The sequence below is a fragment of the Bradyrhizobium sp. CCGUVB4N genome (assembly GCF_024199945.1).
GTDB lineage: Bacteria > Pseudomonadota > Alphaproteobacteria > Rhizobiales > Xanthobacteraceae > Bradyrhizobium.
This window is the reverse complement of the sequence record NZ_JANADP010000001.1, coordinates 925928-946713: the sequence shown is the minus strand read 5'-3', so window position 1 is coordinate 946713 and position 20786 is coordinate 925928. Positions and strand designations below refer to the sequence as shown.

The following is a 20786-nucleotide window of genomic DNA, read 5'->3' as shown; positions in this document are numbered from 1 at the left end:
AACGCCTCGCCCTCAAGCTTTCGGACGCAACATGGCCGGCAAAGTGCTTTCGGTTGAACCGACCATCGATCCCTCGGCGAAGCTGCACGAGACCCGGCTCGGGGCCTATACCGAGGTCGGCGCGCGCACCATCCTGCACGAAGTGGCGATGGGCGATTACTCCTACGTCGTCAACGACGCGCAGATCACCTACACCACCATCGGAAAGTTCTGCTCGATCGCGGCGATGACGCGGATCAATCCCGGCAATCATCCGATGCATCGCGCCACGCAGGCGCACTTCACTTACCGCTCCAGCGCCTACTTTCCGGGCGAGAGCGACGACACCGAATTCTTCGACTGGCGGCGCCAACATCACGTCCATATCGGCCATGACGTCTGGATCGGCCATGGCGCAGTCGTGCTGCCGGGCCGCAACATCGGCACCGGCGCGGTGATCGCGGCCGGCGCTATCGTCACCAAGGACGTGCCGGCCTATACCATCGTCGCCGGCAATCCGGCGCGCATCGTGCGCCGCCGGTTCTCGGAAGATGTTGCCGGACGGCTGGCCAGGCTGGCATGGTGGGACTGGGATCACGACAAATTGCGTGCGGCGCTGCCTGATTTCCGCAAGCTCGCGATTGAAGATTTCCTGACGACATATGAAGCAGGGGTACATTCCCCTGCCAGCAAACGAAGCGCGGTCGCGTGACAGACATTTTCATCGAGGGTGGCCGGACCCTGATCGGCTCCGAGCTCACCGAGACCTCCCTTGCAGTATCGGGAACCGACATCGCGCAGATCGATGCATCTCGCGGCCGCGCACGGCTGGCGATCGACGCGCGCAATCTGCTGGTGCTGCCCGGCATCGTCGATCTGCACGGCGACGCCTTCGAGCGGCAGATGATGCCGCGCGCCGGCGTCGACTTTCCGATCGACGTCGCGCTCGCCGACACCGATCGCCAGGTCATCAGCAACGGCATCACCACGGTGTTCCACGCCACGACATGGTCGTGGGAGCCCGGCCTGCGCAGCGGCGACAATGCAAGGCGCCTGCTTGAGGCGATCGAGCGGCAGCGCCCGCATTTCGCCGCCGACACCCGCTTCCACCTGCGGCACGAGACCTATAATCTCGATGCCGAGACCGAGATCGTCCAATGGCTGGCCGAGGGCCGCGTCGACCTGTTCGCCTTCAACGACCACATGGATGGAGTCGTCGCCGACATCTCCAATCCACGCAAGCGCAACCGCATGGTGGAGCGCACCGGCCTGTCGAGCGAGGAGTTCGACGCGCTCGTCGCGCGGATCGTGTCGCGTGCAGCCGACGTTCCGGCATCCATCACCCGTCTCGCTGCTGCGGCGCGTAGCGCCGAAGTGCGGATGCTCTCGCATGACGATGCGACCCCGGCGATGCGCCGGGACTTTCGCGCCATGGGCGTGACGCTCGCCGAATTTCCGGTCAACGAGGAGACGGCGCGCGAAGCCGCGGATCATGGCGACGCCATCGTCTACGGCGCGCCGAACGTCGTGCGTGGCGGCAGCCACACCGGCTGGACCAAGGCCTCCGACATGATCGCCAAGGGGCTCTGCTCGGTGCTCGCGTCCGACTACTACTATCCGGCGCCGCTGCTCGCTGCGTTCCGCCTAGTCGCCGACGGCGTGCTGCCGCTTAACGAGGCCTGGAAACTGATCTCGTCGGCACCGGCGCACGCCACTGGCCTGACCGATCGCGGTACGCTCGCCGCGGGCCGTCGCGCCGACATCCTGCTGGTCGACGACAGCGTGACGCTGCGGCCGCGGCTGATCGCGGTGATCGCCGCGGGCACGCTCGTGCATCTCACCGATGCGAGCCGGCTGCTTGGCACAGCGGTGACGCCGCGCGAGACTGTCGTTGCGGCATAAATTGGCTATGCTCCGACAATGACAGGTTTTCCCCGCTACGCGATCTATTTTGCCGCCGGCGCCGACAATGCGCTGTCACGCTTCGGCGCCGAGTTGCTTGGCTATGATGCCTATGCGGACGACGAGGTTTCGTTTCCGCAAGGCGCTCTGGATGTCGCGCCGGACTGGCGCGACATCACCGCCGATCCCCGCAAATACGGCTTTCACGGCACGCTGAAGGCGCCGATGGCGCTGGCATCCGGCAGGACCGAGGCTGAGCTCAAGAGTGCCTGTGCGACACTCGCCGAGAAGGCGCGGCCGATCCCGGTGATCCGCCCCGTGGTCGATGCCATCAGCGGGTTCATCGCCGTCATTCCAGCCGAGCCGGTCGACGCGCTCCAGCAACTGGCGGCCGACTGCGTCCGCGATTTCGATTCATTTCGTCCGGCCCTGACCGCGGAAGACCGCGCGCGGCGGAAGCCCGAAAAGCTCAGCGAGCGGCAGCGCGAGTATCTCGACCGCTGGGGCTATCCTTACGTAATGGAAGAATTCCGTTTCCACATGACGCTGACGGGGCGGCTGGATGCCGAGCGCCGCAGGCCAATTCTGGAGATGCTGCGGGCACGGTTTGCGGCGCTGAAGCTCGAGACGCTCGCGATCGATCGCATTACGCTGTTCAAGCAGGATGATGCTAAGGCGCACTTCCGCATCATCGGCGAGTGGGCTCTGGCGCATATGGATCTCAACGCCAGCTCACGAGATTGAAGGCGAGCGCTACCGCGCCGACCAGAACCAGGCTGGTCGCCCAGACTGCATCCAGATTGAACCAGCTTCGCGAGATGAACTTCAATCCCAGATAGCGATAGACCAGCCACGCCAGACATCCGCCGGCGCTGACCATGGCAGTCACGTGCACCACGGACACCAGCAACATCATCCCCAGACTTGCCTTCATCAGCGCGCCCGCCGCCCGATGGCCGGCATCGAGCTCGAAGGCCTGACAGAGTCCGAGATAAATCGGCACGAGCATCAAGGCGGCGCCGTGAGCAATGGCCACGGCAAATGACCAGAGCCCCAATTGCGTCGGCGGAATTCGTGCCAGCGCACGGGGATGGCGCCGCGCCATCAGCTGATAGATGCCGAAGCCAATGACGAGAAGGCTCGCGATGAGCTGGATTGCGCGCTGCCACTCGGCGAGGACGAGCAGGAACGCGAATGGCAGGAGCACGAAAAGTGTTGCCAGGAGATGCCCGGCCGACAGCGCCCACAACGCGCGAAAGAGCGCGCGCGGGCTCTTGTCCATGAGCCCGGCCGAAACGGCGAGCGGCCATCCCATCCCCGGATTGACCCCGTGATAGAGACCGCTCGCAACAAGAGCGAGCCAGAGCCAGCCAAACGCGAGGCTCGTGTGCCCCCAATCTAGACCGACGGGTAGCAAAAGGAGTCCGTCGAACAATCGCCGCCCTCGAGCCTGATCTGGTGCGCACGATATCCGTCGGGGAAGCTCACGAAATAGTCCTTGGCGAGCTCGAGGCCGCCATTGCGACCGACATTGGCCATGACTTCCACGCCCGGAACTCCCTCGGGATAGAACTGGTCGTCCCAGGTGGAATAGAGCGAGTTGGTCCAATACACGCGCCTGCCGTCGCGGCTGATCTCGACCATCTGCGGACCTGCCGCAAAGGTCTTGCCGTTCGGATGGGGCGTGCGGCGCGCGATGCCGCCGATGTGGACGGAGCCCGCAAGCTTCGGTTTGCGCGGATCACTGACGTCATACTGGCGCATTTCACCCGTGCCCCAGCACGAGACGTAGAGAAACCGATCGTCCATCGACAGGTCGATGTCTGTCACCAGTGGCGGCACGGCGCCAAATCCCTGGAGCAGCGGCGGCAGCTTCTCCTTCGGCGCTGGTTCGGGAGGGATCGTCGCCGTCTTTTCGGCATGGAATTTTCCGCCCTCGCGCCACCAGGTCCAAATCGATGCTTCGAGATTGGTGGTGTCGACCACGACGCCGACGAAGCCGTACTCGCGAACCGGATCGTGCGCGGGCCGTACCTCCAGCGCCATCTGATGATTGGCGCCGAGGTCGATGGTTTGCACGTTGCGCCGGGCGCGGAGATCCCAGAAATGGAGACGATGGCCATATTTGTTCGCGAGGAGATCCTCCGGGACGATCCCGTTCTCGAACTGCGGCGGCAACGCCCATTCGCTCGTCACCATGTAATCGCGCGGCAGATTCCACCAGAAGTCATAGTGCAGCGTCTGCGGGCCACGGTCGATTTCCCACCGTCCAAGGACCTCGAACGTCTCGCAATCCATGATGAAGACGCCTGGAGGTCCGTTGGTGCCGTCTTTGCCGCCGCCGCCGAGCGTGCTCACATAGATGCCGTCCGGCCCGCAATGGATCGTGTGCGGCCGCGAGTAGCCGGTCTTCTTGAAGACTTCCTCTGGTTCGATGATCTTGTGGATTTTGGCTTGGGTCGGATCGGGCTTGGTATCGATGATGTAGATCCGCGACGAGCGTATCCCAGGGATGACGAGATAGCGACGCTCGATGAAGGCGTGTCCGGCGAGCGGCGACAAGGCGGACGAGCAGGCATTCCAGCCGAAGTGATGAAACTCATCACCCTTGTTAGGCATCGTCACGGTGTGGACGATTTGACTGTAGGTCGGCGATCCCGGCTTGACGTCGACGACCGCGAGAGCATCCGGTCTTGAAAAATCGGGGCTCAGCAGCAAGGTGTAGGCAAAGTTCTCCGCAGGTGCTTCCATCGCAAGCTTGGGCGATGCGTGAAAGGTGGGATCCGGCCTCATCGTCATGGCACTGCCTCCCTGTTCTGTCGGTTCGCGCCAACCTGGCTCGGGATAACGGCATAATGAAGAGGTGTTACGCGATGTCTTGAGATGCTCCGCAGGCGTGTTGGCAGCCGTACAATATGTCATCACCGCGCTACGGGAAACCGCCCGAGCCGCGTTAATTCGACGCTTTCAGTCAGAATGGGCTGATGGATGGGCTGGAGCGTGTCCTGCACAGGCGCGCTTGCGGGACGACAGCGGAGTGCGCAGTCTCGTAGGGTGGGCAAAGGCGCGAAGCGCCGTGCCCACGTCCTTTCTCGATAATACGCAGGTCGTGGGCACGCTACGCTTTGCCCACCCTACGAGAGCTTACGCGTTGAGGGCTCCTCGCAATGGCGAGCCTTACTTCCCCCAGCGCAGCGCCAGAGCGTCACGCTCCTTGGCCAATTCCAGCAATCCCGCCCGCGTCGCCGGATGCAGCGGTTGCAGCGGATGGCGGACCGCATCCGACTTGATCACACCGCCGGCCTGCATCATCGCCTTGCAGGCGATCAGGCCGCATTGACGGTTCTCGTAATTGATCAGCGGCAGCCAGCGCTCATAGGCGGCCTTCGCCTTCTCCCGATCGCCCGCGAAATAGGGATCGATGATCTGGCGGATGCCGTCGGGATAGCCGCCGCCGGTCATCGCGCCGGTCGCGCCCGCGTCGAGATCGGCCATCAGCGTGATCGCCTCCTCGCCATCCCAGGGGCCCTCGATGTCCTTGCCGCCCGCCTCGATCAGGCTGCGGAGCTTTGACGCCGCGCCCGGCACCTCGATCTTGAAATAGCGGATGTTGCCGAAGTCGCGCGCCAGCCGCGCCAGCAGCTCGACCGACAGCGGCGTGCCCGCGACCGGCGCATCCTGAATCATGATCGGGATGTTGATCGCGCCAGAGAGCACCTTGAAGAATTCGACGATGCCCTTCTCCGGCACCCGGAAGGTCGCACCATGATAGGGCGGCATGACCATGACCATAGCCGCACCGGCGGCCTCGGCCTGCTGGCTCCGCGCCGCACACACCGCCGAGCTGAAATGCGTGGTGGTGACGATCACGGGCACGCGGCCGGCGACATGCTCCAGCACGGCATGCATCACGGTCTCGCGCTCGGCGTCGGTCAGCACGAACTGCTCGGAGAAATTGGCGAGAATGCAGATGCCATGCGAGCCGGCATCGATCATGAAGTCGATGCAGCGGCGCTGACCGTCCAGGTCAAGCTCGCCACGCTCGTCGAAGATGGTCGGCGCGACCGGGAACACGCCGCGATAGGGGCGCTGAGCCTTGTGGGGGGTGACCGGCATCGAAATTACTCCCTGTCGTCCTGCCGTTAGTTTCGACACGCCCGCGGGCATGCTTGGTACCGCTACCATTTACAGGCCGCAGGCACCCACGGCAATGCCGATCCGCTTGCCGTTGGAACAAGGAATGAAAGCCTAGGCGGTCTTCACCGCGCCAAGGAAGCCCTCGACCGCGACCCGGAGCCGGTCGGCATCGGCCGACATCTTGGTCACGGACTGGGACAGCACCGAGCCGGCATTGCCGGTCTCCTGGTTGAGCTTGGCGACGCTGCCGATGGTATCGGTGACCTCGCGGGTGCCCTGGGCGGCGTGCTGGAAGTTGCGCGAGATTTCGGTGGTGGCCGCACGCTGCTGTTCGACGGCGGCGGCAATCGCGGTCATCTTCTCGTCGATGCCGCTGATGGCACCGCCGATCGAGCGGATCGCGGCGACCGCCTGCCCGGTCGCGCCCTGGATCTCCTCGACCTGGCGCGAGATTTCCTCGGTCGCGGTCGCGGTTTGCGCCGCGAGACTCTTGACCTCGCCGGCAACCACCGCGAAGCCGCGGCCGGCTTCGCCGGCGCGCGCCGCCTCGATGGTCGCGTTCAAGGCGAGCAGATTGGTCTGGCCGGCAATGGCATGGATCATCTTCACGACTTCGCTGATGCGGCCCGCGGTCTGATCGAGGATCTCGACGGTGGCGTTGGTCTGCTCCACCTGCGACACCGCTTCGCGCGCATCGCGTGCGCTGGACTGCACCTGCGCCGAGATTTCGCCGACGGAGGCCGAGAGTTCCTCGGTCGCAGCCGCGATGCTCTCGAGATTGTTGGTGGCCTGCTCGGCGGCAGAGGAGACCGCAGCCGTCTGGCTGCTCGATTCCGACACCAGCGTGCGCACATCGGTCGCGGTCGCATCGAGCTCCCTGGTCGACGCCGCGACGCTCTGGATCACCGCCTGCACGGTGTCGTCGAAACTGCGGCATGCGTCGTCGACGGTACCGGAGCGGGCGAGTTGCAGGGCCTGCTGCGATTCGCGTTCCCGGCCCAGACGCTCCGCGGTCGCCGCGCTCTCGCGCAGGCTTTCGAGAGCGGCCGCCATGGTACCGAATTCGTCGGGATAGCGGGATTGCGGAACCGGCGTCGCATAATCGCGGGCGCTGATCCGGGCGATGGCGTCGAGAATGGCGCGAACCGGGCGCATCAGGCGATTGCGCACGACATAGACGCCGGTGAGCGTCACGGCGAGCGCGACGAGGAACGCAAGCGACTGCACCACGAGATTGGTCAGTGCCTTGGCCTGCACCGTCTCGGCGCGCGCGATCGACTGGTCGAGTGCCTTGGTCGCGACCGCGACGATCAGCGGGAACGGCGACTGGCAGAGCGTATTCCATTCCGACGCGGGCATCGCCGGCTTGCCGCTGCCGTCAAAGCTCCTGGTGAGATCGCCGATCTGCTTGAGAACGCCGTCGGTCTTGGCCTGCGCCTCCTTGGCCGCGGTGACCAGTTCCGACGTCACGTCGGGCGCCGCCAGGAGCTCGGCCATGCCGGCCCAGCCGGAGGCGATGGTGCCGTCCCACTGCGCCAGTGACCGCATCTGGGTGTCGTCGAGCGGCTTGCTGCTGTTGACGTTCGAGCGCAGCACCGAGCAATGAATGCCGTAGCGGTCACGCACCTGCCAGGCGAGGCGACGGACCTGGATCATGCGGGCAATGAAGGGATCGTTCATCCAGGCGCGGTTCGACACTGCGGTGGAAGCGAGGTTCGCGGTGTCGATCACTTTGGTGACGGCGTCGTACCACGAATTGGTCCGCTCGATCTTGCGCTCGGCGCGCGGGCGCTTGGCCTCGTCGTAGAACAGCTGGAACTGCGGTGCGGCCTCGCCCCAGCGCTGCGTCAGCGTGCTGGCGAGTTCATCGCGACGGGCGAAATCGACGGTGGCGAGCGCGGCATTGATGCCGTCATAGCCACCCAGCTCTGCCTTCTCGGCTTCGGCGAGTTTGGCGCGCGGATCGTCCTCGCCGAGGATCGCGCTCTGGGCATCGCCGCGATTGTTGCGCAGGGACAGCACGCCGTGGAAGATCGCCTTGTCGGCCGCGGCAAGCCGCGCGGTCTCGAGACTGTCGCTGTAGCGACCGAAAGCTCCGACCATCTGGATCGCCGTCGAGGCGAGCGCACCGGCCGCCAGCAGGGCCATCAGGGTCAGGAGAAGCGAGCTTACCGATTTCTTAAACATTGTCATGAGTCACAAGGGGCCTACTTCCAGGAGAGGCCACCTTGCAGCGCGACATGCCAATGTTCAGTTAAGGTTTTAGTCAAATGCCGGGAATTCCCCGGTTTGCCAAACCTTTAATCAGGCTCCGACGTCACGAAACCTTCGTGAAGTCAGGCGGACGCCGCTCCGCGAAAGCCGTGAACGCCTCGCGCGCCTCCGCCGTGCGCAGGCGCTGCGCGAACTGCTCGCCCTCCGCCAGCATCTGCGCCACCAGCGCCTCGCCGTTGCGCATCAGCTTCTTGGTTGCCGTGAGCGCGCCGGCCGGCTGCCTGGCAAGGCGTTGAGCGAGCGCAAGCGCCTCGGCATCGAGCTTGTCGAGCGGCACCACGCGGTTGGCCAAACCCCATTCCAGCGCGGCCTTGGCCGGCACGGTCTCGCCGAGCGCAAACATCTCATAGGCACGGGCATAACCGATGCGTGCCGGCATCAGCAGGCTCGATGCGGCTTCCGGTACCAGCGCGAGACTGACGAAAGGCGTCGACAATTGGGTGTTGTCGGCGAGCACGACGAGATCGCAATGCAGGAGCATCGTGGTGCCGACGCCGACGGCGCGGCCTTGCACCGCTGCGACCAGCGGGCGGGTGCAGCGCGCCAGCGACTGGATGAAGCGGCCGACATTGCGGCTGCCTTCGGACTTGCCCGACGCGACGGCCGCAAACTCGCCGACATCATTGCCGGCGGTGAACATGTCGCCCTCGCCGCGGATCAGCAGCACGCGCGCGGACGGATCGAACTCGGCCGATTCGATGGTGTCGGCGAGCTTGCCGTACATCGCGTCCGTCAGCGCGTTCTTCTTGTCGGGGCGCGCCAGCGTGAGCGTGAGAATTCCGTTGTTGGTCTCAACTCGCACATGCTCGGTCATTTGTCTCACCTCTCAGTCCTCTGGATCTTTTGTCAGGTCTCGCGGAAACTTGTCCTGAATGCTCGTCAGCCAGCGCGCGACGACATCGATCTCCGCAGCGGAGAATCCTTCCGTCAGCGCCGCATTGACCGCGGCCGCGTCGGTCTTCGCCTGCGCCAGCACGGTGCGCCCCTTTGGCGTCAGCCACACGCGCAAGGCGCGCCCGTCCTCGCGGTCGGCCCGCCGCTCGACCAGCCTCGCCGCAGCACTGCGATCGACCAGGCCGGAAATGCCGGCCGGCCCCAAGTCGAGGGCCGCACCCGCTTCGCTCATCAAGGCTCCATCCTGCTTGCCGAGGATGAACAACAATCCCGCCTGCGCCGGCGTCACCTCGCGCGAGGGCTGAGCCGCCATCCAGCGCTGCAAACGGCGCTGCGCGACGTTCAGCAGATAGATCAACCGGTGATGCTTCGCGGCTGGCTCTTTATTTCGCATGCGAAATATATAGGGCAGCTCCGGCGCATTGTCAAAGACTGCGGCCGCTAGCTTGACGCCCCGCGACAGCCGTCCAGCAGGATCGCCGCGCATATCCGCGCTCGCTTCTCGATCTCCTTGCGCGAGGGCAATGTCAGGCTCGCATAGATCGCGGCGCGCTGCGGCGCCGACACCATCATCCCAATCATCATGCCGGCGGCTTCGTCGACGTTGTCGAGCGCGATCCGCTTCTTCCTGACTTGGTCGCGCAGCCAGCCCGCGAGCGCTGCCGCGGTGCGGGCGATGCCGTCCCTGTAGAAATTCGCGGCAAGGTCGGGGAACGTGGCCGATTGCTGCAACACCATGCGCTGCAGCGCCACGACCTCCGGATCGAGCGCGAGATCGGCACAGGCGACGAGCACGGCAGCCAGACTCGTTTCGATGTCGGCCTGATTGTTGGCCTGGAGATTGACGTCGGAGAGCAACCGCTCGAGCCGATCCGCGCACATCGCTTCGAACAGCGCCGCCTTGCCCGGAAACAGCCGATAGAGTGTCTTGGTGGAGATGCCGGCGCCGCGCGCCAGCTCTTCGGTGCTGGTGGCAGCGTAGCCATCGACGGCGAAGGCATGCCGCGCGGCCTCGATGACGATCCGCTTCGTCTCCTCGTCGCTGCGCACCGGCGGCCGCCCGCGCGGGCGGCTCTCTGATGACGGTTTTGCCTGAGCCATGTTTTTAGATGATGCCTGTCATTCCATTGACTATCCCAAAGCTAGTCCTATTTTGGAAATCGTCAAGTTTCCTAATTCAGGGAGGCGGCTATGACCGTCCACACCAACCCGTCCAAGACTGAAGCCACCGTGGTCCCGCCCCCCGGACTGGAGGGCGTCCTGCCTGCCCAGTCGCAACCGGCGCGAAGCCAAAAGCTGAACCTTCGCAAGCTATTGCTCGGGGGTGTCGCAGCTGCGGCGCTGGCTGGCGCCAGCTGGTACGGCTACGATTACTGGACCGTCGGCCGGTTCCTGGTCTCCACCGACGACGCCTATGTGAAGGCCGACAACACCACGATTGCGCCGAAGGTCAGCGGCTATCTCGACCGCGTTCTGGTCGGCGATAACGAGCATGTGAAAGCCGGCCAGGTGCTGGCCCGGATCGACGATCGCGACTTCCGCGTCGCGCTCGACCAGGCCAAGGCCGATGTCGCCGCCGCGAATGCGACAATCACGAGCAAGCAGGCGCAGCTCGATGTGCAGGATGCGGTGATCGCCGCAGCCAGGGCGACCATCGATGTCGACACTGCCGCAAAAACCTTCGCGCAGCAGGAGAACAAGCGCTACACCGATCTCGCCGCGACGGGCTATGGCAGCGTGCAGAACGCGCAGCAAGCGCAGTCGCGCAACGCCGGCGCCGACGCCGCGATCCAGCGCGACACCGCCAATCTCGCCTCCGCCCTCAAGCAGGTCGAGCTGCTGAAGGCCGAGATCGCGCAAGCCAACGCAGCCGCCGCCCGTGCCGCCGCGCTTCAGCATCAGGCCGAGCTCAATCTCGGCTACACCACCATCGTCTCGCCGATCGACGGCGTCATCGGCAACCGCACGCTCCGCGTCGGCCAGTTCGTGCAGGCCGGCACGCAGCTGATGTCGATCGTGCCCGCCGAAGGCGCCTACGTCGTGGCCAATTTCAAGGAGACCCAGCTCACCCATGTCCGCGCCGGACAAGAGGTCGAGATCGAGGTCGACACGTTCCCCGGCCAGGTGGTGCACGGCCACGTCGACTCCATTGCGCCGGCCAGCGGCCAGGAGTTCGCCCTGCTGCCGCCCGACAACGCCACCGGCAATTTCACCAAGATCGTGCAGCGCATCCCCGTGAAGATCGCGCTGGATGCCGAAACGCAGCCTGCGATCGAGCTGCGGCCCGGCATGTCCGTGATCCCGACGATCGCAACCCGTTCAGCGCCGCCCGCGCAAGCGGCAACGACGCCCCAAGCAACATCCAGAGCGAAGCTTGTTTCCGGAGGGTCGTGCCATGTCAAACAGCCTCTCAATCTCGACGCCCGCAACATCGACCGCGACGCCTGAGCGCGTCGCAGCCGATCCCAACCGCGCGAGCGCCACGGTCTGGATCGCCGTCTTCGCGGCGATGATCGGCGCCTTCATGGCGATCCTGAACATCCAGATCACCAACGCCTCGCTGCTCAACATCGAGGGCGGCATCGGCACCGGCGTCGACAACGGATCCTGGATCTCGACGTCGTATCTGATCGGCGAGATCATCGTGATCCCGCTGACCGACTATCTGTCGCGGGTGTTCTCGTTCCGGAACATCATGCTGAGCTTCGCGACGCTGTTTGCAGCGTTCTCGGTTGCCTGCGCCTTCACCCACGATCTGCCGTCGATGATCGCGATGCGCGGCTTCCAGGGCTTCTTCGGTGGCGTGCTGATTCCCATGGCCTTCACGCTGGTCTTCACCAAGCTGCCGAAGGGCCAGCAGCCGATCGGGCTCGCGATGTTCTCGCTCGCGGTGACCTTCGCACCCGCGATCGGCCCGACCATCGGCGGCTATCTCACCGAGAACTACGGCTGGCAGACCATCTTCTTCGTCAACGTGCTGCCCACCGCGGTCATGGTGGCGATCCTGTTCGCGACCCTGGAGCGCCAGCCGATGAATCTCGCCCTGCTGCGCGAGGGCGACTGGTTCGGCATCGCGACCATGGCGGTTGGCCTCGCCTCCCTCCAGGCCGTGCTCGAGGAAGGCAACAAGGACGACTGGTTCGGCTCGCCCTTCATCGTGCGGCTTGCGATCATCGCCGCGGTCAGCCTGTCGCTGTTCATCTATAATGAGCTCGTGGTCGAGAAGCCGCTGCTGCGCCTGCGCCTGCTGACGCAGTGGAATTTCGGCGTCGGCACGATCGCCGCGGTGTTCCTCGGTTTTGCCCTGTTCGGCTCGGTCTACCTGCTGCCGGCCTATCTCGGGCAGGTACAGGGCTACAATGCCGAGCAGATCGGCAACGTGCTGGCCTGGACCGGCCTGCCGCAGCTGCTGCTGATCCCGCTGGTGCCGAAGCTGATGCAGCGGTTCGACACCCGTTACATCGCGACGATCGGCCTGCTGCTGTTCGCCGCGAGCTCGTTCATGAACATCATGATGTCGCTCGATTACTCTGGCGATCAGTTCTTCATCCCCAACGTCGTCCGCGCCGTGGGTCAGGCCCTCACTTTGGCGCCGCTGTCCGCGATCAGCCTCGGCAGTGTCGCGCCGCAGGACGCGCCCGCCGCCTCCGGCATCTCCAACATGATGCGCAACCTCGGCGGCGCCATCGGCACCGCGGTGCTCGCGACCATCGTCACCAAGCGCGAGCAGTTTCATTCCAACATCATCGGCCACTCCGTGACGCTCGGCCGCGAGGAAGTCCGCAGCCGCATCGCGCAGATGACAGACTACTTCATCGCCCATGGCGTGCCTGACCCCAACGCCGCGCGCGAGCAGGCTATCATCGCGCTCGGCAAGACGGTGAAGCGCCAGGCGCTGGTGATGGGCTTCTCCGACACCTTTGCGGTGATCGGCGTGGTGCTGGTGCTCGCCGCGATCGCGGTGCTGCTGACGCGCCGGGTGAAGGCCGCCGGTGGCGGCGGCGCGCACTAACGCCTCAGAGAACGAACCACCGAATTGTCGCGGCCGTCACGCTTGACGGCCGCGCCTTTTTATGTTCCCTATTTGTTCATATCGACTATAGGTTGCGTAAAGGGATATTCCATGAGCGATACTCAGGTCGCCGACCTGCCGGCCCAGCTTGTCCTGCACGGCGACGAAGATACTCCGCGTGCATTCATCGTTGATCTGTTGCGTCGCGTCTTCGGCAAGTCAGAGAGTGAAGCCGACTCCGTTTTTGCCGACATCGAGAGGCATGGCGCGGCAGCCTGTGGTCCCTATCCGTCATCCGTCGCTGGCGCCCTGCTGGAATCCGCACGGCGGCGCGTCGCGTCCGCCGGCCACCAGCTCGATATCACAAGCGAAACGGTGAAGCCTTGCTGCGAGCTTTGCGGCCAGCCTAAAGCGCAATCGGAAGCGCAATTAGTCAATCGCACAGCGTGGCTCTGCGCCGATTGCATGCTCGCTGCAGCAAGCGCGTCGCAGGATCTGCCCTCGGAGGAGTTCAATTACACGTTTGGAGTCTTGAATTGGCACTTCGCTGACGTGCCGCTGAGAGAGTTGGTGACGACGGTACGCCAGTTTCCCGGCCACATGCGGGCAGACGTCCAGGCCGCTCTCGACAGATTGTTAGCGTCACCGGTCCGCCTGTTAGGTATCGCCGAGGACCGCGGTTACGAAACGCTATCCATGTCGCGATTGATGCAGAACGACAATTTCGCGACCGCAATCGCACCGCTTCAGTACAACGACGTTGATATCGGCGAACCGACACCGGCTAAATGCCTCGGCAATGGTCTTTGGCTTTGCGCGACCTCAGGCCTTCGCTATGCAGTGCTTCTGGCCATTCATCGGGAATATGGCCGCGAGACTGGCGTGCGGATCGAATTCATGGCGCCGGCCGGGGCTGCGGGCTCGACACTTGTCCAGCAGTGCTTCACCGCACTGGAGGACGCCGTTCAGGCCGCGCGCACCTACCGCGGCAAGATTCTCTCTCTCGATGCCGATTCCGATTATCGCGGGCGTTCGCGCGGGATCACGGTGCACCGGCTTCCGTCGGTCGGTCGCGATGAGGTGATCTTGCCTGAACAGACATTGCGGCTACTTGAGCGCAACGTCCTGAACTTCGTGGGCACACGGGACATGCTGCGCCGCCTCGGGCAATCGACCAGGAAAGGCATCTTGCTCTACGGCCCACCCGGTACGGGCAAGACTCACACGATCCGCTATCTCGCGACCCATCTACCCGGGCATACGACGCTGATCATCACGGCAGAGCAAATCGGCTTGCTCGGCGCCTATATGAATCTCGCCCGCCTCTTGCAGCCCGCCATGGTGGTGATCGAAGACGTCGATCTGATCGCACGTCAACGCGAGAACATGAGCGGCTGCGAGGAACCGCTACTCAACCGGCTGCTCAACGAGATGGACGGCTTGAAGCAGGATGCTGACATCCTGTTCGTGCTGACCACCAATCGGCCTCAGCAGCTTGAGAGCGCTCTCGCGGGTCGCCCCGGCCGCATCGATCAAGCGATCGAAGTGCCGCTCCCTGACGGGACCGGCCGCGCCAAGCTGGTCCGGCTCTACGGCAAGGGACTGCCACTCGACGACGCCGTCGTCGCGGAAGCGGCAAGACGCAGCGAAGGCACGAGTTGCGCGTTCATCAAGGAGTTGATGCGACGGCTGGCACAAGCGAGCATCGCGCGCGACGGCGGCAACTCGGTAACGTCAGCCGATATCGACGAAGCGCTCGACGACATGCTGTTCTCCGGCGGCCGGCTCAATGCGCAATTGCTCGGCGGCGCACAGGCCATGGCGGCGGGGTAAATCCACCGCCGCCCTGTTCACATTGCGGCTACGGTGCGCAGCTGAAGCTCGCCGCCTCCGTCACAGGACCGGATTTGTAGTGCGGCCAGCCCGGCCAGCGGCACAGCGGCATCGCGCGCGTCACTGCGAATGACGGTGCCTCGACCTTCTGTTCGGCGACCTCCAGATCGCCCGGCGCGGTGCCCTTCTCGACCCAGTCGACCAGCGCGCTCAGCATGTCGACATTGGCCGGCGCGCCGGAGCCGACATGATCGACGCCGGGCGCGGTGTAGAGCCGCGCGAACTCGGCAGTCTCCGCCTTGCCGAGCTTGCGCTCGACGCTCTCGAAATAGCGGATGCCGGCATAGGGGCTCTGCGCGTAGTCCGCCATGTGCTCGAGCATGATCAGCCGGCCGCCGCGGGCGCGGAAGCGGCTGAGATCGGGATCAGTCGAATCCATCAGGCCCGAGACCTCGAGCAGCCGCGCCTTGTGGTCCTCCACCTTGTAGGTGGTGACGTCGAGCTTGGGATCGCGCGCGAACACGTATTGAATGCCGCCGGCACCGTAGATCCAGGCGATACCGTTGTTGGGCGCTGGCGGCTGCGCCGGCGGCGCGGCGCCGAGCCACCACGCCATCCAGCCGCCGGTCGGCCCGATCGCCGGCGTATCCTCACCCGACACGCCCCAGCCCGGATAGTCGTCGAGACCATTAGCGAGCGGGAACGGGAATTTGTAGGTGGCATGCAGCGTGTCGATCGCCTTGATCTGGGCGTCGGTGAGGCACTGATCGCCGCTCTTGCCGTCGGCGCAACGCAATGTCTCGACCTTGAACGCCGCCTTGCAGCCGACAGGATCCTGCACCAGCGCATCGTCGGATCCGTCCGCCCTGTCGCAGGCCGCGCGCACGGCATCGCCCACGAGCTTGACCTGCGCTGGATTGATCCAGCCCGCTCCCATGGTGACGAGACCGGAGCGGGTGCCCGCATGCTGCAGGCCGACCCAGTTGATGACGGGCACGCGCGCGAAGATCCCGTCGAAATCGTCGGGATAACGCTGCGCCATCGTGAGCGCTTCGCGGCCGCCTTCGGACGAGCCCATGAAGTACATTTTTTCGGGCTTCTTGCCGTAAGCCTGCTGCATCAGCGCGACCGCGGCGTCACGCACCTTCTTGTAGGCGCGGTGGGCAAAATTCTCGAACGCTTCGTCATTCAACGCGAACAACTGCGGCGGCTCGCCGGGCTTGGACTCATGACCGGAATCGGTGCCGTAGGTGACGAAGCCGCGCGCGAGTGGCGACGGCTTGTCGAAGGGATAGGCCGGCGGCAAAGCGAGGCCGGTGATCAGCACGCCGTTGAAACCGCCGCCGCCATATTGCACCGAGCGCCCGTTCCATTCGACCGGCAGATTGACCTGGAATTTGACCGGCGGCGCCTTGGGATCCACGGACTCGATATGACCGAGCACCTTGCAGAAGGCGGGATTGGCCGGCGTGACGCGTCCCGCCGGCGTCGGCCCGCGCTCGGCGACAGCGAGCTGAGACGCGGCCTGCAACGTTGCGGTGTCGATCTTGACGGCGTCAGTGCCGCCGGCGAGACCTTTGCAGACGGTATCCGCATCCTCCGGCAACGTCGCCGCCAATGCGGCGGTCGCGCCGAACGTGACTACCGCGCCTGCGAGCAATGCACACAGTCTCGCATCCATTCGCGCCATCGTTTCCTACCCTTGCTTTTGTTCGTTCCGACAGAGGGACGCATTGAAAGCGACCTTCACGGGCGCGTCAATTCATTGACTTTTGTGTCCAGATCAGAACGATCCCAACACGCTGCCCAAGGCGATCACGGCCACCAGCGCCAGCAGCGACGTCACTATGCCGACCATCACGATGTCCAGATAGCTGTCACGATGGGTCAGGCCGCAGATGGCGAGCAGGCTGACCACCGCGCCGTTATGCGGCAGAATGTCCAGCGTTCCCGAGCCGATCACCGCGACACGATGCATCAGCGCAAGATCGATGCCCGTGCGCGCGGCGAGCTCGACATAGGTCTGGCCGAGTGCGTCCAGCGCAATGGTCAGGCCGCCCGACGCCGAGCCGGTCAGCGCCGCCAGGATGTTGGTCGCGACCGCGAGCGAGACCAGCGGACCGCCTTCGATCGCGAGCACCCATTCGCGAACCAGCGCGAACGCCGGCAGCGCGGCGACGACCGCGCCAAATCCGACCAGGCTCGCGACGCTAAACGCCGGCAGCACCGACGCATTGGCGCCGGCATCCATGGTCTGCCGCAATTCCGGCAGCCGTGCCCAGTTCAACGCGATGGTCGTGACGATCGCCGCGGTCAAGGCGACCGCGACCGACCACACGCCCGCGACGGCGGCCAGCGACGTGTTGCCGAAGCGCTCCTCGGCCAGATAGGCGACGTCGAGCCGCGGCAACACCACCAGCGACATCAGGAGATTGACCGCCACGACGACGACCAATGGCAGGACGGCACTCAGAACCGGTGACGGCTGATCGCTACGACGGCCATGCTGCAACTCCGCCGGATCGAACTCGCGCGCCGTCGTTGCGCGTTCACGCACGAGTTCGTCGGATGCCGCGCGCTCTGTCGCATCCTCGACGTCATCGCCATAGCCCTCCCCGGCACGCCGGGCCTTGGCCTCGGCGCGATGCAGCCACCACAATCCCGTGCCGAGCATGATGAGAGAGGCGACGATACCCAGGCCCGGCGCCGCAAAGGGCGTCGTACCGAAGAACGGCATCGGGATCGCATTCTGGATCGACGGCGTGCCCGGCAGGGCCGACATCGTGAAGGTCGACGTCCCCAGCACGATCGCGGCGGGAATCAACCGGCGCGGAATGCCAGCTGCGCGGAACAGCGACCGCGCCATCGGGGCGATAACGAAGAAGGCAACGAACAGGCTGACGCCGCCATAGGTGACGAGTGCGCCTGCCAGCACGACCGCGAGAATCACGCGGCGCTCGCCGAGACGCTTGGCCATGAAGGCGGCGACCGACGTGACCGCGCCGCTATCGTCCATCAGTTTGCCAAAGACGGCCCCGAGCAGGAAGATCGGGAAGAACTGCGCCAGAAATCCCGCCGCGTTCACCATGAATACCTGGGTCAGGTTCGCCAGCAGCGGCTCGCCGCCAAACCGCGCGGCAACGAGCGCAGCGACCGGCGCGAGCAGCAGCACGCTCCAGCCGCGAAAGGCAAACAGGACGAGCAGCCCGAGCCCGACGAAGAGGCCAAGAAGCCCCATGCCTCAGCACTCCGCCAGGAGGACATCGAGATCGGCAGTCGATTGCCGGCCGATATCCATGCCGTGTTTGGCGAGGAACGCCTCCGCGGCGACGCGTCCCTCGGCACGCAGCATCGAGACGAACTCCCATTCCGCATTGAGCTTTGACGATGCGCCGAACTTCGCCAGCATGTCGCTCTTGATCCGGTGTGTCCGCATCTTCGCCCAGCGCGCGCCCTCGCCGCTGCCGGGATCAGCCGCCTGTCGCAGCAGCGCGATCATCCGCAGCTCCTTCATCAGCGGTGAGTTGAAGGAAATCTCGTTGAGGCGGTTGAGGATCTCTGCGGCGGTTCGCGGCTCATCCATCCGCTCGGTCGGATTGATCTGGACGAGGATGGTGTCGTGCGCGTCGCTCTCGCGGACCAGCGGCGTGATGGTCGGGTTGCCGGCATAGCCGCCGTCCCAATAGGGCTCGCCGTCGATCTCGATCGCGCGAAACATCGTCGGCAGGCAGGCCGATGCCAGCAGCACATCCGCCGTGATCTCGGCGTTGCGGAAGATCCGGCCGCGGCCGGTACGCACGCGCGTCGCGGTGATGAAGAGCTGGATCGGCGAGCGCGCGAGCCGCTCGAAATCGACGCTCTCGGCCAGCACCGCGCGCAGCGGATTGTAGCCGGTCGGGTTGAGATCGTAGGGCGACAGCACCCGCGACATCAGGTCGGTCAGGATGTAGAAGGGCGAGGTATCGAGCGTCCAGCGCCCCATCAGCCGATCGAGTGGCGAGCGCTGCAGCGGGCTGAAGGCCGCGGCCTTCGAGACGCGACGCCAATATTGCTCCAGAGCGTCACGCGCGCCCTCGGCGCCGCCGGCCGTCCAGCCATCCGCCAGCACCGCCGCATTCATCGCACCCGCGGAGGTTCCGGAGATTGCGGCGATGGTGAGCCACTTCTCCTCCAGCAGGCGCTCGAGCACCCCCCAGGAGAAGGCCCCGTGCGAACCGCCACCCTGAAGCGCGAGATCGATCAGTACGGCGTCTCGTTCCATGGCGGATACTCACGCGACTGAAGCTCAAATTCGACGTGATTTGCAGCACGCCGAAGATGATACGGACAGTGTAATGAGCTTACGCCGCGGAATGCAACCGGAACGTGACGTCGGGCTAGTGCTCGAACACCAGCCGCGCGCCGATTGTGCCTTCGAGCGCCCGGATCTGCGCCAGCAGCGCGCCTGAATCCTCGCCGCCGAGATCGGCGTCCAGCACGACATAGCCGAGATCGCCCGCGGTCTCCAGATATTGTGCGGCGATGTTGATGTCGCGCTGGAGGAACACCTCGTTCAGGCGGCGCAGCATGCCCGGCACGTTGCGATGGACGTGGCTGAAGCGCACGCCGGAGGGACGCAAATGCAGCTGCACCTCCGGGAAGTTCACCGCGCCCATGGTCGATCCCGTGATGAAATAGTCGACCAGCTTGCGCGCCACTTCGCCGCCGATGCGCTCCTGCGCCTCTTCGGTCGAACCGCCAACATGCGGCGTGAGGATCACGTTGCCGAGGCCTTGTACCGGGCTCTTGAAACGCTCCGAATTCGAGGACGGCTCGACCGGAAACACGTCGATAGCGGCACCGGCAATGTGTCCGTCACGCAAAGCACCGGCGAGCGCATCAAGATCGACCACGGTGCCGCGGCTGTTGTTGATCAGGGACGAGCCTGATTTCATCGCCCGCAGCTCCTTCTCGCCGATCATGCCTGATGTCTCGGGCGTCTCCGGCACGTGCAGGCTGACCACGTCGCTCTGTGCGAGCAGCTCTTCGAGCTTCTCGACCGGCTCGGTATTGCCATGGCGGAGCTTGTCGGTGCGATCGTAGTAGATCACCCGCATGCCCATGGCTTCCGCAAGCGTCGAGAGCTGCGAGCCGATATTGCCGTAGCCGATGATGCCGAGCGTACGGCCGCGCACCTCGCGGCTGCCGGCCGCGGATTTGTCCCAGCCGCCGTCATGGGCCGACACCGAGCGCGGAAAGATCTGCCGCAGCAGCATCACGATCTCGCCGATCACGAGCTCGGCGACGCTGCGCGTGTTGGAGAACGGCGCGTTGAACACGGGAATGCCTCGCTTGCGCGCCGCCAGGAGATCGACCTGATTGGTGCCGACGCTGAAGCAGCCGACCGCGAGCAGCCCGTCGGCGGCTTCCAGCACCTCGTCGGTGATCTGGGTACGGGAGCGGATGCCGAGCAGCGACACGCCCTTGAGCGCCTGCCGCAGCGCCTCACCGTCCAGCGCCTTGGTCAGACGCTCGACATTGGTGAAACCCGCGCTCTTGAACAGATCAACGGCGCTGTCGTTGACACCTTCAAGCAGCAGCGCCTTCGCGCTCCGCTCAGGGCTTTGGCCTGGGGCTGGCATAATATCTCCATGAATGGCGGCTTTGCCGCAGCACATAGACCGCCGGCGACGCACAGCACAATAGGGTTTGGATATGGGATTTCGCTTCGCTCCGTCCAGGTGACGCACTAAAAGCATACCGAACCGCCGGAACA

Annotated in this window: 17 protein-coding genes; 6 read left to right on the top strand and 11 right to left on the bottom strand. The window is 64.9% G+C overall.

The window, feature by feature from the left end:
* The first annotated feature begins 31 nt into the window (after positions 1-31).
* Genes NLM31_RS04435 through NLM31_RS04425 form a run of 3 tightly spaced genes read left to right on the top strand, consistent with a single transcriptional unit; the run spans position 32 to position 2625 of the window.
* The gene (locus NLM31_RS04435) at positions 32-691 is read left to right on the top strand and encodes a chloramphenicol acetyltransferase (RefSeq protein ID WP_254191592.1); all 660 of its coding nucleotides are present in this window, start codon (positions 32-34) and stop codon (positions 689-691) included.
* The gene (locus tag NLM31_RS04430; protein ID WP_254191591.1) at positions 688-1881 is read left to right on the top strand and encodes an alpha-D-ribose 1-methylphosphonate 5-triphosphate diphosphatase; all 1194 of its coding nucleotides are present in this window, start codon (positions 688-690) and stop codon (positions 1879-1881) included. The genes NLM31_RS04435 and NLM31_RS04430 overlap by 4 nt, the downstream gene beginning before the upstream one ends.
* An 18-nt stretch (positions 1882-1899) precedes the next feature.
* Positions 1900-2625 (top strand): DUF1045 domain-containing protein, encoded by a 726-nt coding sequence (locus NLM31_RS04425; RefSeq protein WP_254191590.1) that lies wholly within the window; start codon positions 1900-1902, stop codon positions 2623-2625.
* On the opposite strand, the gene NLM31_RS04420 is transcribed toward NLM31_RS04425, so the two are convergent.
* The 7 genes from NLM31_RS04420 to NLM31_RS04390 all read right to left on the bottom strand — a co-directional run bounded on the left by NLM31_RS04420 (position 2603) and on the right by NLM31_RS04390 (position 10287).
* On the bottom strand, positions 2603-3196 hold the full coding sequence (locus NLM31_RS04420) for a hypothetical protein (protein ID WP_254191589.1): 594 nt from the start codon (positions 3194-3196) through the stop codon (positions 2603-2605). The two genes, NLM31_RS04425 and NLM31_RS04420, sit on opposite strands and share 23 nt — an antisense overlap.
* A gap of 83 nt (positions 3197-3279) precedes the next feature.
* Positions 3280-4680 carry a selenium-binding family protein gene (locus tag NLM31_RS04415; RefSeq protein ID WP_254191588.1) on the bottom strand — a complete coding sequence of 467 codons (1401 nt, stop codon included), beginning with the start codon at positions 4678-4680 and terminating at the stop codon, positions 3280-3282.
* A 378-nt stretch (positions 4681-5058) separates the two neighbouring features.
* Positions 5059-5997, bottom strand: coding sequence for a dihydrodipicolinate synthase family protein (locus NLM31_RS04410; RefSeq protein WP_254191587.1), 939 nt, complete (start codon positions 5995-5997; stop codon positions 5059-5061).
* A gap of 132 nt (positions 5998-6129) precedes the next feature.
* Complete coding sequence (locus tag NLM31_RS04405) at positions 6130-8211, bottom strand: methyl-accepting chemotaxis protein (protein WP_254191586.1); 2082 nt, start codon at positions 8209-8211, stop codon at positions 6130-6132.
* A 124-nt stretch (positions 8212-8335) separates the two neighbouring features.
* Positions 8336-9106 (bottom strand): enoyl-CoA hydratase, encoded by a 771-nt coding sequence (locus tag NLM31_RS04400; RefSeq protein ID WP_254191585.1) that lies wholly within the window; start codon positions 9104-9106, stop codon positions 8336-8338.
* A 12-nt stretch (positions 9107-9118) separates the two neighbouring features.
* Complete coding sequence (locus NLM31_RS04395) at positions 9119-9580, bottom strand: MarR family winged helix-turn-helix transcriptional regulator (RefSeq protein WP_254191584.1); 462 nt, start codon at positions 9578-9580, stop codon at positions 9119-9121.
* Positions 9581-9627: 47 nt separating this feature from the next.
* Positions 9628-10287 (bottom strand): TetR/AcrR family transcriptional regulator, encoded by a 660-nt coding sequence (locus NLM31_RS04390; protein ID WP_254191583.1) that lies wholly within the window; start codon positions 10285-10287, stop codon positions 9628-9630.
* 90 nt (positions 10288-10377) lie between these two features.
* Here NLM31_RS04390 and NLM31_RS04385 point away from each other — a divergent pair, with 90 nt between their 5' ends.
* The 3 genes from NLM31_RS04385 (at position 10378) to NLM31_RS04375 (ending at position 15031) form a co-directional block, all read left to right on the top strand.
* A complete protein-coding gene (locus NLM31_RS04385; RefSeq protein WP_254191582.1) occupies positions 10378-11634 on the top strand; it encodes an HlyD family secretion protein in 1257 nt (418 codons plus the stop codon).
* Positions 11582-13198, top strand: coding sequence for an MDR family MFS transporter (locus NLM31_RS04380; protein ID WP_256561022.1), 1617 nt, complete (start codon positions 11582-11584; stop codon positions 13196-13198). Before NLM31_RS04385 ends, NLM31_RS04380 begins: the two co-directional genes overlap by 53 nt.
* Before the next feature lie 111 nt (positions 13199-13309).
* The gene (locus NLM31_RS04375; protein WP_254191581.1) at positions 13310-15031 is read left to right on the top strand and encodes an ATP-dependent Clp protease adaptor ClpS; all 1722 of its coding nucleotides are present in this window, start codon (positions 13310-13312) and stop codon (positions 15029-15031) included.
* Between the two features lie 28 nt (positions 15032-15059).
* On the opposite strand, the gene NLM31_RS04370 is transcribed toward NLM31_RS04375, so the two are convergent.
* The 4 genes from NLM31_RS04370 to serA all read right to left on the bottom strand — a co-directional run bounded on the left by NLM31_RS04370 (position 15060) and on the right by serA (position 20652).
* On the bottom strand, positions 15060-16721 hold the full coding sequence (locus NLM31_RS04370; protein ID WP_254191580.1) for a tannase/feruloyl esterase family alpha/beta hydrolase: 1662 nt from the start codon (positions 16719-16721) through the stop codon (positions 15060-15062).
* Between the two features lie 93 nt (positions 16722-16814).
* Positions 16815-18269 (bottom strand): GntP family permease, encoded by a 1455-nt coding sequence (locus NLM31_RS04365; RefSeq protein ID WP_254128079.1) that lies wholly within the window; start codon positions 18267-18269, stop codon positions 16815-16817.
* Positions 18270-18272: 3 nt separating this feature from the next.
* Positions 18273-19292 (bottom strand): patatin-like phospholipase family protein, encoded by a 1020-nt coding sequence (locus NLM31_RS04360; protein WP_254128078.1) that lies wholly within the window; start codon positions 19290-19292, stop codon positions 18273-18275.
* 115 nt (positions 19293-19407) lie between these two features.
* Positions 19408-20652, bottom strand: a complete 1245-nt coding sequence (gene serA, locus NLM31_RS04355) for a phosphoglycerate dehydrogenase (protein WP_254191579.1) — start codon at positions 20650-20652, stop codon at positions 19408-19410.
* Positions 20653-20786 lie beyond the last annotated feature (134 nt).